The organism is Litchfieldia stipae (assembly GCF_014837155.1).
Classification (GTDB): Bacteria; Bacillota; Bacilli; order Bacillales; family Bacillaceae_L; genus Litchfieldia.
This window is the reverse complement of the sequence record NZ_JACYHA010000003.1, coordinates 245,068-259,263: the sequence shown is the minus strand read 5'-3', so window position 1 is coordinate 259,263 and position 14,196 is coordinate 245,068. Positions and strand designations below refer to the sequence as shown.

19 protein-coding genes are annotated in these 14,196 nt (G+C 35.0%); 14 read left to right on the top strand and 5 right to left on the bottom strand.

Annotated elements, in window-relative coordinates; genetic code table 11:
* Window positions 1-46: 46 nt before the first annotated feature.
* Both F7888_RS05440 and F7888_RS05435 read left to right on the top strand, forming a co-directional pair.
* Window positions 47-514, top strand: a complete 468-nt coding sequence (locus F7888_RS05440; protein ID WP_191777983.1) for a DUF420 domain-containing protein — start codon at window positions 47-49, stop codon at window positions 512-514.
* A gap of 231 nt (window positions 515-745) precedes the next feature.
* Window positions 746-1,255 (top strand): GNAT family N-acetyltransferase, encoded by a 510-nt coding sequence (locus F7888_RS05435; RefSeq protein WP_191777981.1) that lies wholly within the window; start codon window positions 746-748, stop codon window positions 1,253-1,255.
* 207 nt (window positions 1,256-1,462) lie between these two features.
* Here the strand turns inward: F7888_RS05435 and ytvI are convergent, their stop codons facing one another.
* Window positions 1,463-2,521, bottom strand: coding sequence for a sporulation integral membrane protein YtvI (gene ytvI / locus F7888_RS05430; RefSeq protein WP_191777979.1), 1,059 nt, complete (start codon window positions 2,519-2,521; stop codon window positions 1,463-1,465).
* A 237-nt stretch (window positions 2,522-2,758) separates the two neighbouring features.
* Here ytvI and F7888_RS05425 point away from each other — a divergent pair, with 237 nt between their 5' ends.
* Window positions 2,759-3,100 carry an Asp23/Gls24 family envelope stress response protein gene (locus F7888_RS05425; protein ID WP_191778222.1) on the top strand — a complete coding sequence of 114 codons (342 nt, stop codon included), beginning with the start codon at window positions 2,759-2,761 and terminating at the stop codon, window positions 3,098-3,100.
* A 55-nt stretch (window positions 3,101-3,155) separates the two neighbouring features.
* Here the strand turns inward: F7888_RS05425 and F7888_RS05420 are convergent, their stop codons facing one another.
* Window positions 3,156-3,512 carry a YugN family protein gene (locus F7888_RS05420; RefSeq protein ID WP_191777977.1) on the bottom strand — a complete coding sequence of 119 codons (357 nt, stop codon included), beginning with the start codon at window positions 3,510-3,512 and terminating at the stop codon, window positions 3,156-3,158.
* A 219-nt stretch (window positions 3,513-3,731) separates the two neighbouring features.
* Here F7888_RS05420 and F7888_RS05415 point away from each other — a divergent pair, with 219 nt between their 5' ends.
* Both F7888_RS05415 and F7888_RS05410 read left to right on the top strand, forming a co-directional pair.
* Window positions 3,732-4,166, top strand: coding sequence for a CBS domain-containing protein (locus F7888_RS05415; protein WP_191777975.1), 435 nt, complete (start codon window positions 3,732-3,734; stop codon window positions 4,164-4,166).
* Between the two features lie 303 nt (window positions 4,167-4,469).
* Complete coding sequence (locus F7888_RS05410) at window positions 4,470-5,543, top strand: CAP domain-containing protein (protein ID WP_225228610.1); 1,074 nt, start codon at window positions 4,470-4,472, stop codon at window positions 5,541-5,543.
* 55 nt (window positions 5,544-5,598) lie between these two features.
* Here the strand turns inward: F7888_RS05410 and F7888_RS05405 are convergent, their stop codons facing one another.
* Window positions 5,599-6,087: a PaaI family thioesterase gene (locus F7888_RS05405; protein ID WP_191777971.1), complete on the bottom strand. Its 489-nt coding sequence runs from the start codon at window positions 6,085-6,087 to the stop codon at window positions 5,599-5,601.
* A gap of 171 nt (window positions 6,088-6,258) precedes the next feature.
* Here F7888_RS05405 and ylbD point away from each other — a divergent pair, with 171 nt between their 5' ends.
* The 3 genes from ylbD (at window position 6,259) to F7888_RS05390 (ending at window position 7,435) form a co-directional block, all read left to right on the top strand.
* On the top strand, window positions 6,259-6,672 hold the full coding sequence (gene ylbD / locus F7888_RS05400; protein WP_191777969.1) for a YlbD family protein: 414 nt from the start codon (window positions 6,259-6,261) through the stop codon (window positions 6,670-6,672).
* Window positions 6,673-6,698: 26 nt separating this feature from the next.
* The gene (locus F7888_RS05395) at window positions 6,699-6,938 is read left to right on the top strand and encodes a YlbE-like family protein (protein WP_191777967.1); all 240 of its coding nucleotides are present in this window, start codon (window positions 6,699-6,701) and stop codon (window positions 6,936-6,938) included.
* Between the two features lie 68 nt (window positions 6,939-7,006).
* Window positions 7,007-7,435, top strand: coding sequence for a hypothetical protein (locus F7888_RS05390; RefSeq protein ID WP_191777965.1), 429 nt, complete (start codon window positions 7,007-7,009; stop codon window positions 7,433-7,435).
* A 46-nt stretch (window positions 7,436-7,481) separates the two neighbouring features.
* Here the strand turns inward: F7888_RS05390 and F7888_RS05385 are convergent, their stop codons facing one another.
* Window positions 7,482-8,300: an ATP-grasp domain-containing protein gene (locus tag F7888_RS05385; protein WP_191777964.1), complete on the bottom strand. Its 819-nt coding sequence runs from the start codon at window positions 8,298-8,300 to the stop codon at window positions 7,482-7,484.
* A 163-nt stretch (window positions 8,301-8,463) separates the two neighbouring features.
* Between F7888_RS05385 and F7888_RS05380 the strand changes: the two genes are divergently transcribed.
* The 4 genes from F7888_RS05380 to coaD all read left to right on the top strand — a co-directional run bounded on the left by F7888_RS05380 (window position 8,464) and on the right by coaD (window position 10,845).
* A complete protein-coding gene (locus F7888_RS05380; RefSeq protein WP_191777962.1) occupies window positions 8,464-8,907 on the top strand; it encodes a YlbF/YmcA family competence regulator in 444 nt (147 codons plus the stop codon).
* A gap of 123 nt (window positions 8,908-9,030) precedes the next feature.
* The gene (locus F7888_RS05375) at window positions 9,031-9,306 is read left to right on the top strand and encodes a YlbG family protein (RefSeq protein ID WP_191777961.1); all 276 of its coding nucleotides are present in this window, start codon (window positions 9,031-9,033) and stop codon (window positions 9,304-9,306) included.
* Window positions 9,307-9,791: 485 nt separating this feature from the next.
* A complete protein-coding gene (rsmD, locus tag F7888_RS05370; protein WP_191777959.1) occupies window positions 9,792-10,373 on the top strand; it encodes a 16S rRNA (guanine(966)-N(2))-methyltransferase RsmD in 582 nt (193 codons plus the stop codon).
* A complete protein-coding gene (gene coaD / locus F7888_RS05365) occupies window positions 10,366-10,845 on the top strand; it encodes a pantetheine-phosphate adenylyltransferase (protein WP_191777957.1) in 480 nt (159 codons plus the stop codon). Before rsmD ends, coaD begins: the two co-directional genes overlap by 8 nt.
* A gap of 29 nt (window positions 10,846-10,874) precedes the next feature.
* Here the strand turns inward: coaD and ylbJ are convergent, their stop codons facing one another.
* Window positions 10,875-12,098, bottom strand: a complete 1,224-nt coding sequence (gene ylbJ / locus F7888_RS05360; protein WP_191777955.1) for a sporulation integral membrane protein YlbJ — start codon at window positions 12,096-12,098, stop codon at window positions 10,875-10,877.
* Between the two features lie 194 nt (window positions 12,099-12,292).
* On the opposite strand from ylbJ, the gene F7888_RS05355 reads away from it, so the two are divergent.
* Window positions 12,293-13,099, top strand: a complete 807-nt coding sequence (locus F7888_RS05355) for a patatin-like phospholipase family protein (protein WP_191777953.1) — start codon at window positions 12,293-12,295, stop codon at window positions 13,097-13,099.
* A complete protein-coding gene (locus F7888_RS05350) occupies window positions 13,092-14,105 on the top strand; it encodes a SepM family pheromone-processing serine protease (protein ID WP_191777951.1) in 1,014 nt (337 codons plus the stop codon). Before F7888_RS05355 ends, F7888_RS05350 begins: the two co-directional genes overlap by 8 nt.
* Window positions 14,106-14,196: the final 91 nt, after the last annotated feature.

Here is a 14,196-nt window from a genome sequence, read left to right as displayed (position 1 = left end):
CTCTACTAAAATTAACAGAGATACTTTATTTAAGAGAGGATATATTATGACAACTTCGTTACCAATTTTACCTACAATCAGTACTATCTTTATTGCTTTGAGTGCAATCACTGTAGCAATAGGCTGGTATCTGATTAAAAAGAGAAATATTGAAGCACATAAAAAGGCGATGTTTTTAGCAGCAGTGTTTGCTATCATTTTTTTCGTGATTTATGCTTCTAGAACTATTTTTGTTGGGAATACTCAGTTTGGTGGGCCGGACGATATTAAAATTTACTATACTGTGTTTTTAATTTTTCATATTTTTCTTGCTACCACTGGTGCTGTTTTTGGGATTGTTACGTTATGGACAGGATATAAAAACCAGTTAAAAAAGCATAAAAAACTCGGTCCAATTACAAGTGTTATTTGGTTCTTTACTGCTACAACAGGTGTGGCGGTCTACTTATTATTATATGTTTTTTACCATGGGGGAGAAACCACCTCGGTTATTAAGGCGATATTAGGGTTTTAGTAATATGTATAAGGTGTTATGGAATAGGATATTCTATAACACCTTTTTTTAATTGGCTTTTTTTAGATTTGAACGAAAACAGCCTTTTATTTAGACAAATAGACTTACTATTACATAATGCAGCTCCTTTTGAACATACGATATAGCATTATTCACAGTATATAGTGATAAAATGAACTTTTATTCTTACTTGTGAACAGTACTAAACGGAAGAAAGGGAGAGATGTATAAATGATTGAAATCTTTACGGAACGCTTATTGATTGTACCTTGTTCCCTGGATATCGCGAAATCACTTGTTTTTCATCGGCAGGAACTCGAACAAAGATCGCCAATTATCATTCCTAGAGAATGGCCATCTCCATTAATTACAAGCATGCTTCCGATTTATATAGAAAATTTAGAGAAGGATGAGTCAGTCTATGGATGGGGCTTATGGTTAATTATTGATTATATGGACAAAACGATTATTGGCGATATTTATCTACAAGGGAAACCAGATAAAAGGGGAGTTGTGAATATATATTTTAATATGGTGAAGGATCTCAAGGATTCTAGTTTAACCTATGAGGCTGTAGATGCTTTAATGGAATGGATTATTACACAAACAGAAGCGAAAAAAGTCATAACTGAATGTAGTGATAGTAATTTTCAAACGATTAGATTATTTGAAAAATTGGGGATGAGATGTACTAAAAAAGAAGGGGCATTTCTAAAGTGGGAAATGGGTGAAGCCATTTAAAAAAGGTGGGAGGTCCCCACCTTTTTTAAATTTGGCTGTTTTCTCAAAGTTTGTTGTTTTTGAGATAAATTAATTGAGAATAAATTTCTAGCAGACTGAATACACTCAAGACTCCCGTGGAACGAGGAGGCTCACCAGTCACCCCATAGGACGCGGAGTGTATTCAGGCTGCGGGTATTAAAAGCAACAATGTATACGAAAACAGCCTTAAATTTTGAAATTGAGCTTGATTATTCCAGCTTCTCTCGCTGAATTAAATGCAATGAGGATCATCGGTCCGATAATAAACCCGAGTAAGCCAAATAATTTCAATCCTAAATACATAGCAATTAAGGTAGATAGTGGAGACAAGCCAATATGGCTACCCATTACCTTTGGTTCAATTGTACGACGAATAATTAATAATATGGCTCCAAGGATTGCTAGTTTTGTTCCTAATACAACATCACCTGTCATTAGATGAAACATGGCCCATGGGAGCATGATTATAATCGAACCTATAATTGGTATGATATCAATGATCCAAATAACAAATGCCATAACTAAGGCTACTTCTGGTGCAATGATAAATAAGCCAATTAATGAAGCGATGAAGATAAGTAAACTAACAAGGAATTGAGCTTTTACAAATCCAAGCACTACGTAGGATAATCTAGAAACCATGAAGTTCACTTTATCAGCTGTTTTTTCGGTTAAGTGCGCATTGACCCTTTCTCTCATATTAGGAATGTCTATCATAAACAAGAACAAAGCAATCATGTAGACGAGAAAGCTAACTAAATAGTTTGGAATATTTGTTAGCAATGATTTTAAGTTGTTAATATTAAAGTAAGAAACGATATACGTTTGAAGTGTTGATAAAAATCCTTCTATTTGTTTTCTAATTGCCTCGACAAATTCAGGTGGCAAGTCCTGAGAGCGATAAGCCAAGTTTTTTTCAAGGTCAAGGATGACTCGATTAATTTCATTAATAAAGATAGGTGCATTTTCGATTATTTTGATTGCTTCACCGATAATTTTCGTTGTAAGAAAATAACCTGATATAGCAACTAATAATAAAAATAATAGAAATGTGATTAATACGGATAAATGTCTTTTAATGTTAACTTTTCTCTGTAGTAATTTGACAAGTGGTTCTAGCATTAATGCTGTGATAAAAGCAATAATCAGTGGCAAAGAAACTGGAAGGATGAAATATCCAATCATGACAATGAATGCGAGAACTAAAATCATAAGTGCTATACGTTTGTTAAATAGTTGAGACAAATGATGACTGCTCCTTTCCTAGAAAAAACAATTCAGTACTTTAAATTATAGTTGAGAATGAATATAAAACCAACAATTAAGTAATAAAAAGACGATAATAATTGTGAAAAATGTGCCCAAAAAATGAGAAGAAGCATAGTATAAAGCAGACTTAAAATATTTAGCTCTTGAAATCAAATTTACTTCAAATATTGTTGTTGAAACATTTTCACTTTGGAGCTAGTAAAAAGGAGGTAGCTGCTTATCTTACAGCAAACACTTGACTACGGTATACTTTATATAAAAGAAGAAGTCATATCAATTATTTCATCCATATGTGTAGAGGAATTTGACGGTGTTGCGACTTCATTGTCAGGTTTTAATACAAATATCCTGCAAAAATTAACTAGAAAAAGCGGAATCGAAATTGAACAAGATGATAACGGTCTTACAATTGAATTAAGAGTGTCAGTTAAGACTGGCGAGAATATCCTAGATACATGTGTTCAGCTTCAAAAACTTATTATCGATGAAATTCTTGAATTAACGGGTATTATGGTGAATCGAGTTCATATTAAAATCGATCACATTCAAATGTAAAGGCTACAATTTATACTTAACAAAAGAGGCTGTCTAGACAGCCTCTTTTCATGGATTATTTAATTTTTTCAAGCTCATCTGAAAGCTGTGATAACAGTCTTGTAGATTGTTCAACAATTGTTTTCGGGAATGTCTCTCCATCGCCATATTCTACGCCATGAGGATAATAATGCTTACCTAATAAAGGCGTGAGCAGTTTAACAACGGCATGCTTCCCTTCAATTTCACCTTCAACTGTAAAGGCTTGCACACGTAAGTAAAAAATTTCACCTTTTAGGTCAAATTTACGATCATATGTAACACGTTCATAATCCCATTGCCCTGCTAAGACAAATCCTAATTCTTTCATTACGTCGCTAAGTCTTGAAAAATCAACTGTTTGATTTTCTAGTCCTGTATTCTCAAACTTCATATAAAGTCCCTCCTAAAAAACATTACCGTTAGTACCTTCTGTTTAATAATAGTATGAAAATGAGCAAGTTGCAATCTTAAGATGATATTATTTGGGAAATGTGAAACTGTGAATAGTTCAAGTCGTTTAACGAACATACTATAGTATAACGTCATTCTTATGATGTTATTACAATGATGGTTTATTGTTTACATGTTCGCTAAGGAGGTTTTCAAAAAAATGAAATCAGTACAAGATGTCATGACATCGAATGTTGATTATTGTACCACACTAGATAATGTCTATGAGGTTGCAGTGAAAATGAGGGATTTAGATGTTGGGGCTATTCCGATTATTGACAATGATACACAGAAGTTAATCGGAATGATTACAGACCGAGATCTTGTAGTAAGAGGGATAGCTGAAAAGCATGCAGGTTCAAATAAAGTGACTAACGTCATGAGTGAGAATCTTATTACAGTTAATCCTGAGACAAGTATACAAGAGGCATCAAATTTGATGGCTGAGCATCAAATACGACGTCTTCCTGTTGTCAAAAATGAAAAGTTAGTAGGTATTATCTCTTTAGGTGACTTAGCAATAGACAAGATGTCAGATGAAAGTGCTGGTCATGCATTAAGTGAGATATCCGAAAGTGAACAAATCCATCATTAAGCAGTAGAAAGGCACTCATATTGGGTGCCTTTCTATTGTTCAATTATAAAGGCTGTTTTCGTATATATTGTTGCTTGTGATACCGCAGCCTGAATACACTCCGCGTCCAGTGGGAGCAACTAGTCCCACGGGAGTCCCCCGTGTATTCAGGCTGCTAGAAATCGATTCTCAATTAATTCACCTTAAAAAACAACAAACTTTGAGAAAACAGCCATTATAAAAAATAGAGTAAATAGTAATAAATCTATTAATCGTTAATATACTGATAGAAACAAACGATAGTTAAGAGAAAGGGGTATACCTTTGAGTAAAAGAAGTGTAATCATCATCTTCCTATTAATTGTTTCTATTATCATTATTTATTCTGCGAGTATTGATGTTAACAAATTCTCCGTTGATGATACAAATGAGGTATTACCTTCACTTGAGAATGAACTCCAAATTGAGAGCGTACTTGAGAATACAGATAAAAAAATTGATGACGTGCAGGATTTGAAGGGAGTGCACTCTTATATAGGACTAGAGGCAGACGAGATTGAGAAACTACTCGGAAAACCTGTTCGAATCGATCGTTCTTCTTATGATTATGATTGGTGGATTTACAATGAGGATTTTGAACAATACATACAGATTGGCATTGAAAAAGATAAGGTAGTGACCGTCTATGCCATTGGAGATAAGTTAGATTTACATCCTTTCAAAATTGGACAATCTTTAAAAGAAATAGAAAATAACATTCCTTTAACAAATAAAATCTCTTTTCATGCCCAAAATAATTCTTATCGATTTGAATTAAATGAAACCGAAATGCTTAAGATGCCTCTTGTTGAATTAGATCATGTATTTGTACAGCTGTACTTTGATACATTTACGAATAAGCTATCAAGTGTTAGATATATGAATAGTGAAACCCTTGTGAAGCAAAGACCTTATGAGCTTATTTATCGAGGAGATCTAATATCTGCAAAAGAACTTATTGATGAAGAGTGGAAAGAGGTTGAGAAAGGGAATCAAGCACAAATTCTCGATATTACAAATGTTATTAGAAAAAGACATGATCTTCCATCCTTGAAATGGGACAAAACGACAGCAGAAGTAGCTTATAATCATAGCAAGGATATGAATCAAAATAATTATTTTTCTCATAAATCGCCAACAACTGGTGGACTAGCTGATCGGTTAGCAGAGGGTGAGGTTATCTATCAATTAGCAGGAGAAAATATAGCAGCACTGTATGTTGATGGTATTGCAGCAGTGGAGGGATGGTTAAATAGTGAAGGGCATCGTGAGACATTATTAAATGAAAAGTTTACTCATTTAGGTGTGGGCGTGTTCGAGAAACATTATACTCAAAACTTTGTGCAAAAGTGGGAATAAGATAGAACAAGGCTGCCATTCAAGTGTTTACTTTGGAGGGACAGCCTTTTTAAGATTATATTTTTCTTTTGATAATAAAAAAACTACCAGTTGCATGGGCAATTAATTTTCCATCATCACGAAATACTTTTCCTTCAGTTACAATTAGGTTTGAGCCCCGATTAATTAATGAAGCAATACAAGTAAGTGTTGAGCCAATTCCAGGTGCAAGGTAGTTGATCTTTAATTCGGTTGTGACTGCAGCTTGATCTTCAGGCAGTAAGTGGAAAGCTAATGAACCCATTGCTGAATCAATCAGGGTAGCTGTTATTCCACCATGAACGATATTTAATGAATTCTGGATGATGTCAGAATTCGGAATGGTCATTTCATATTGGTTATCTTTGAATTTCCCCTCAGCATGTAATAGTTCACCAAGATAGGAAGCATTTTGCTTTTTCTGTTTTCTTATTAAACTATGTACTATATCCTCAAAGGTTTGTTTTTCGTTTTCAGATGCTACTTTGAAAAATTCCTTCATTTCTTCTAACAACTCTTCGTTCAAGCTAATCACCCTTTTTCTTGTTTTCATATTATTGTAACAATTTATATCGTTATTCTGCAATTTAAAGTAAATCCGAAATCCCATTCATTGAATAAGTGAAATGGGCGAACCATTTATTAAATCATTAGATATGATATTGTAGGCGAATGTTATCTTTAAGAGGTGAGTTAAATGGCAAAACAAAATGTTCATCCTACTATCGTGGAATTTAAAAAGTTTGTCAAGAAGCACCCTACATTAATTGCTGAGGTTAGAAATGGAAAAAAGACTTGGCAAGAAATTTATGAAGATTGGTACCTATTAGGTGAAGATGATGCGTCTTGGAAAAAATATAGTGGCACTGAAGAGAAAAATGAGAACAAGAAAGGCTCGAAGTCAGACATCATGAACAAAGTTCTCACATCGATTAAAAATGTGAATATGAATGACGTACAGCAACAAATCAGCAATGTAGGAAGCGCAATTACTACGATTCAGCAGGTTATTCATCAGTTTAAAGGAGATGGACAGCAGTCAGGGGCTGGTCAGTCTAAAGATGCGCAAAAGAGGCAACAAAACCATCCCTTTGCATTTCGTAAAGATTAATAGCGAACTATTGGAAGGAGATTTCTATGCGGAGGGATGTTATAGACTGGTTAAATGAAAATGAGCAAGTGAAGCAATATGTAAGGAGCCATCCAAGATGGTATCGACATTTAGCACGTAATCCTAATGATCGACATCGACTTGAAATCGCTACGAAAAACTATTTTAAACAAACCTTACCACATAAAGTAGAGCAGATATCTAATTCTATAGAGCTTGCTTCAATGATGATGCAAATGTATGGTGCTATGAGAAAGAAGGATTAATTCTCATAGTATTTTTTATGAGTAATGACTGAAATCCTGTCAACACTACTTAATAAAGGAGTGAGACGATGCGCAGTATCTATGTAATACCTATGACTTTATTTATGTTAGTAGGATGTACAAACGATAAGCCAGTCCCAGAAGCATCATCATTAAGTATCGAGAGTGTTGAATCCAATGATATTCAGGGAATAAGTCCTGTTAGTGCAATGAAGAAATCAGGTCGGAAACAAGTGGTGGTCCAACAGCAAGTGATTGGTCATAATGTGTACGTAGAGTGTATCATTCCAGACTACACATTTGGTGAAGAGGGAAGGCTTAAAGGAGAAGGCTATATAGAACTATCTGTTGATGGAAAAGTCGTTGATCAAATCTCAACAGCTGCATTTATCATTAAAGGATTACATATTGGTGAACATATCATTAAGCTTGAAATAAAAAAAGCGGATGGGCAAAAATATCAACTTCAAGAAGAGTTTAGTGTGACCATTGAATAACAAAAAAAGAGGCTGTCCAAAGGGTAGAATGGGACAGCCTCAAGCATTAAGAAATTTGTTTCCCTGTTATTGGGGATATAGGTCCAGGGAATGGTGGTTGGTATTGTGATAACAGATAGTTAAAGATTTTTGTTTCAACGGTTACCTCTTGATTGGTTGTACCTTGATTGCCAAATAAGGTGTTAAATTCAAGAATGTATGGTTTATTATCACTATACATAATGTCAAATCCAGCATGATTAATATTCAGGCTTTGTGCAACTGAAAGAACTAATTCACATGCTTCTTTTGGAATGAACTCATGTGAGATTTCTCCCCCTCTTGCAATGTTATGAAGAAACTCACCATTTGCTCCAATTCTCCAATATGCAGCAATAATTTCATTTCCTACCACACAAACGCGTAAGTCACGGCCGTCATTTTCCAAATATTCTTGAATATAAAAGGTGTCCACTTTCTCTGCATATTCACGGAAATCTTCTTCATTGTGAATAAGAAAAACTCCCTTCCCCATTGAATTACGATTTTCTTTTGCAACGAAAGGGAACGGGAATGTGTTTAAAACCTTTTCAATATTTTCACTTGAATTACCAAGAATTTCTGTATATGGTATATGGTCTGGGCACACAGTCCATAATGCTCTTGTCATTTCAATTTTGCTGTAGCCAAGCTGAATCGATTGGATACTTGGAAAGATGGTTTTATTTAATCCATAAACCAAAGAATTTACCTGCCAATTTTCGGGGAATAAAATAAAATCCGCCTCTTTTATTCGGTCTATCTCACGAAACATTTGCTCAGGTTTGATATAGCTTACATTGGGTATTCCAATGGTTCTGAATGGATTAAAGGTAATTAGTTTCATCAACTGTTCTCCTTTATAAGAAAATAAACTAATTTAATCTAGAAAATTATAGTTTGTAGAATTTCGTTCGTCAATGTTAATTTATGCTTGGAGATGTCGAATTACCTACAAAAAGTCGCTATAATTAATTTTTCATGATATATTAGTCAGTGGAGGTGAAATTATGCTTGCTACATTAGAAAGATTAGAAATATTAGATGTCAGTGAAGAGATAGCAAACATGATCCTACAATCAGAACTAATGGACGAATATAATCGTTCTTTATATACATTAAGACATGATCCGGAAGCACAAAAAATGATTGCTCATTTTACTAAAATGAAAGACAAATATGAAGAAGTCCAACGATTTGGTAAATACCACCCTGATTACAGAGCAGTCACATTAGAAACACGTGAGTTAAAAAGAAAGTTAGATTTAAACGAAACCATTGCTGCCTTTAAAAAAGCAGAACAAGAAATTCAGAATCTTCTAGATGAATTAAGTAGAATGGTTGGAAGTGCGGTTTCTGAGCAAATTAAGGTTCCATCTGGAAACCCATATTTTGATTCACTATCAACTTGCTCTGGTGGTTGCGGTAGTGGCGGTAGTTGTGGCTGTAGTTAAATAAAAAAGGCTGATTAAACGCAAATTGTCAGAAATGATTATATTGTAAATTAATTCTCCGATATGCTACACTAAGATTAGTTTTTGTGTTTTACCTGATTTATTTAAAAAGGAGAAAATACGATGTTCGGACAAAGGCAAGGAATTATTGTTTACCTACACTCATTGAAGCATATTAAGTCTATGCGGAGATTTGGTAATATCCACTATGTATCTAAGCGACTGAAATATATGGTTATCTATAATGATATGGACAATGTGGAATCGTTAATTGGTAAGATTAAATCCTTACCTTATGTTAAACAGGTAGAACCTTCATATAAGCCGTACCTTAAGCTTGAATATGAGAATTCCAACCCTGACAAAGCGAAAGAATATGATTATAAAATAGGTCTTTAAGAAAGTCTGTTACAATTTGAAATGAGTTCTCTAGCAGTCTGAATACACTCAAGACTCCCTCGGGACGAGTGGGCAAAGTGAGACCCCACAGGACGCGGTTTTAAAACAATAAAATATACGAAAACATCCTTAACAAAAAAACCCTGCAGAAACGAGTTCTGCAGGGTCCTTCTATATCCATGAGATATTTGTTACGATCACAAACCTTTTCATGGTAGAAGGCAAAGGGAGAGGAGAAACCGGAGGAAGAACTTATGGGGAAACGTAAGTCTTCTCCGCGGTTGGCAACAACATCACGATAGATGTTGTCTTTACTAATTATGACCAATAGAGATTCTGCTATACATCTAGTTTAGATTTTTTTAATATTGGGACTTAAGTGTTTTTGACCTCTGACCTATTGGAGTGTGGCATCATAGATATGTTTATGGTAGGATATGAATGGTTGATAGCTAGAATATATGAATAAAATGTGGTGATTATTTTTGAGAGTTATATCAGGTACATGTAAAGGTAGACCATTAAAAGCAGTTCCAGGAACTTCAACACGTCCGACTACAGATAAAGTCAAGGAAGCCATTTTCAATATGATTGGTCCTTATTTTGACGAGGGAATTGCGTTAGATTTATTTGGAGGAAGTGGCGGATTAGGTATTGAAGCGTTGAGCAGGGGAATAGACAAGGCTATTTTTGTTGATAAAGAATTCAAAGCCATTCAAACAATCAAAGAAAATGTCGCAAACTGTGATTTTAGCGATCGAGTTGAAGTGTATAGAAATGATGCAGCAAGAGCACTTAAAGCATTAATCAAAAGAAATGTCCAATTTGATTACATATTCTTAGATCCACCTTATAACCATCATCAATTGGAAGCGCTTATTATGATGATCCATGACCATCAATTATTAGCTGAGGATGGATACATCATCGCTGAACATGATCATCAGGTGGAATTGTCTGATACACTAGGAAGCTTAAGTCGAAAGAAATTTGAAAAATACGGAATAACCGCAATATCTGTTTTTGGATTTCAAAGTGTGGTGGAAGGGAGTAATACGAATGACTAGAATAGCTGTCTGTCCAGGAAGCTTTGATCCAATTACATATGGCCATCTGGATATTATTAAAAGAGGAGCAAATGTGTTTGATAAGGTTTATGTAGGAGTTCTTAATAACTCATCAAAAAGCCCTTTGTTTACCGTTGAGGAGCGTATTAACCTTATTCGAGAGGTGACCAAGGAAATTCCTAATGTTGAGGTGGATGCATTTAGTGGTCTTCTTGTAGATTACGCACGTGAAAAAAAAGCGAGCGTTATTTTACGTGGATTACGAGCTGTCACAGACTTTGAATATGAAATGCAAATTACATCAATGAATCGAGTCCTAGAAGAAGATATTGAAACATTTTTTATGATGACTAATAATCAATATTCTTTTCTAAGTTCAAGTATTGTCAAAGAAGTCGCTAAATACAAGGGGAATATTTCAGATTTAGTTCCAAGTACAGTAGAACATGCATTGATGATGAAATACAAATAAGAGGCTGTCATGAGACAGCCTCTTAATATTTACCTAGAATGACTTTGCATTCTTAGAGCATACAAGAAAATGTAAATAGCCAATGAAATAATCGTGATAATTGGTCCGTATTGTGCCATCATATTCCAAAATGGAACAATCCAGCTTTCTGTATGACTCTGGAAAAACACAGCAATGGCATGATTTGCATTTGCAGGATCTTGAAGATGAATGTGAAGTGGCTTCCATAAGATCAGTACTAAAAATGCTGAGATAAAACCATGTATGATTCGTGCAAAAAAGAATGGTTTGAAACGGATATCTGTATCAGCTAGGATACTTGCAACCTGTGCTTGTACAGAAAGTCCCGAAAATCCTAAGATAAAGCTAGTGATAATGATTTGAAAGAATAATGAAGCTTCTTCAGTGCTACTAGCCATTTGGCTTCCTAATGTAATTTCAAATATACCTGAGATTAAAGGAGTTGCTAATTCAACAGGTAGAGTAAAGAGTTTTAATACATATGATAATACAAGAGAAATAGCTTCAGTAATGTTAACTAATGATAGTAGGTTATTAAAAACAGAAAAGAGGATGATAAACCCACCTACCATTAGCAATGTTTGTATAGAGGATGTGACGGCATCTCCAAGCATTTTTCCAAATGGTCTTTTTTCTGAAAGACGAGTGTGATGTAAAGCTCTGAAGGCTTCTCTAATTTGTGAACCGTTCTTTGACTCTTCATCCTTTCTCTTTTCATTAGGACCATGAAATCTCATAATAAGCCCCACACAAATATTACCTACATAATGAGCAACTGCTAAGATGATTCCAACTTGAGGGTTGTGAAAAAAACCAACCGCAATGGCACCGAAAATAAATAAAGGGTTTGATGCATTTGTAAATGAAACTAATCTTTCCGCTTCGTAAGCTGTTAATTGCTTTTCTTGTCTTAGGCGAGCTGTGAATTTTGCGCCAGCTGGGAAACCAGAGGCAAGTCCCATCACCCAGACAAAGCCCCCAACTCCAGGTACTCTAAATAAGGGTCTCATGAGAGGTTCAAGTAATACTCCAATAAATTTCACAATCCCAAAACCAATTAATAATTCTGAAACGATGAAAAAAGGAAGTAATGAAGGAAAGACCACCTCCCACCACATTTCAAGTCCCCTGATGGAAGCATCTAATGAACTTTTTGGAAATGAAATAAGGGCGATCGCTAAGAATAATGCACCAGATGCTAAAAATATCGTTTTAAGTTTTGAGTATAACAATCGTTCTTCCTCCCATAAATCTTCTTTCTATACAGTCTCTAAAACGTAGTGGTAAAATGAAAGAGTTACCGGTCTAGTTGAAGAAGATAATTTATATATATATCAATATACGTGTATAGGGTCTCAGTTTAGACCATAAGATTGTACAAGATATTTCTAATCAGCTTTATATGTAGGGATAAAGCGGAAATGAGGTGGAAAAATTGTACCATCCTAAAATCGGATTAGCACTAGGGTCAGGTGGTGCTAGAGGATTTGCTCATCTAGGAGTAATTAAAGTTCTAAATGAAGAAAATATACCGATAGATCTTATTGCTGGAAGTAGCATGGGAGCATTGGTAGGGGCTTTATATACTTCTGGACTCGATATTGATAAATTATATAAAATTTCTTCAGCATTTAAGCGGAAATACTATTTGGACTTTACCGTCCCAAAGATGGGCTTTATTGCAGGGAATCGTGTAAAAGAACTTATAAGGATGTTTACAAAAAACAAAAATATTGAGGAATTAGATATACCTCTTTCAATTGTTGCAACAGATTTGTTGAAGGCTGAAAGAGTGATCTTTAACCAGGGTCCAGTAGCAAGCGCGGTACGTGCTAGTATTTCTATTCCAGGTATATTTGTACCTGAGAGAATTGATGGTCGTATCTTAATTGATGGTGGTGTAATTGATAAGGTCCCAATTTCAGTTGTTAAAGATATGGGGGCGGATATTGTTATTGCAATCGATGTCTCATCTGTAAAAATCATTGAGGATATCACTTCGATTTATGATGTCATCTTACAAAGTATTGAAATTATGCAGAATGAGGTGGTCAATCATAAAGTAATGGACGCTGATATTATGATTCGGCCACTTGTTACTCAATATAGTACTCGTGCATTTACAAATATTGAGGAGATTATAAAAACTGGAGAGGATTCAGCTAGATTGATGGTTCCGCAAATTAAAGCTGTGATCGAGGATTGGAAGGAGAAAAAGCAAAAAGATGAATAAGTCCTACTTTAGAATACTCACTATACTAGTTGGAATCGTAGTGATTTTAACATTTGTTCAACTACCATATTACATAACTAAACCAGGAATGGCCCAAGAGCTACATCCGATTATCCAAGTAGAAGATGGGTATGGTGAAGAAGGAAGTTTTATGTTAACAACAGTTAGAATGGGGAAAGCGAATATCTTTACTTATTTATATGCAAAAATGAGTGAGTTTCATATGATCTATCCTACCGAAGATATAAGGCGCGAAGGTGAAAGTGACTCTGAATACACGAATCGACAATTGCATCTAATGGAGGATTCACAGGAATCTGCTGTCATTGTGGCATTTCATCATGCAAATAAAAAAGTGGATTATAAGTATAATGGAATTTATGTCATGAGTATTGTTGCTGGTATGCCAGCAGAGGGGAAATTAAAGCCAGGTGATAGAATTTATGAAGTGGATGGAAAGCAATTCCACACCTCAGATGAGTTTATTGAGTATGTAAGTACAAAGGAAGAGGGAGAGGAAATTCAGTTAACCATTGAGCGGGACGGTAGTGAACGTTCTGAAAGTATCTCCATTTCACCGTTTCCAGACGATCCAAAAAAAGTCGGTGTAGGTATTGCATTAGTGACGGATCGAGAGGTAACTACTGAACCTGAAGTGAAAATTGATACCGAACAAATTGGTGGTCCGAGTGCAGGGTTAATGTTTTCACTTGAAATTTATAATCAGTTAGTAGAAGAAGATATAACAAATGGATATCAGATAGCGGGTACTGGTTCGATAGATGATACTGGAAAGGTAGGTCGAATTGGTGGTATCTCACAAAAAATAGTTGCAGCAGATTCTTCTGGAGTTGATATCTTTTTTGCACCAAATGAAGAAGGGGCAAAAGGGTCTAATTATAATGAGGCTGTAGCAACAGCAAAGAAAATTAAAAGTGAGATGAAGATTGTTCCGGTTGATACATTTTCGGATGCTCGCGAATATTTGGAATCAATAAAAAAATGAAGCAAATTTGCTTCATTTTTTTATCATTTTCCGACAGAAAACTGCCTCCTCAGTTGTGTGAAGAGCGAAGCCCAACGACAGGTGGGGGTAG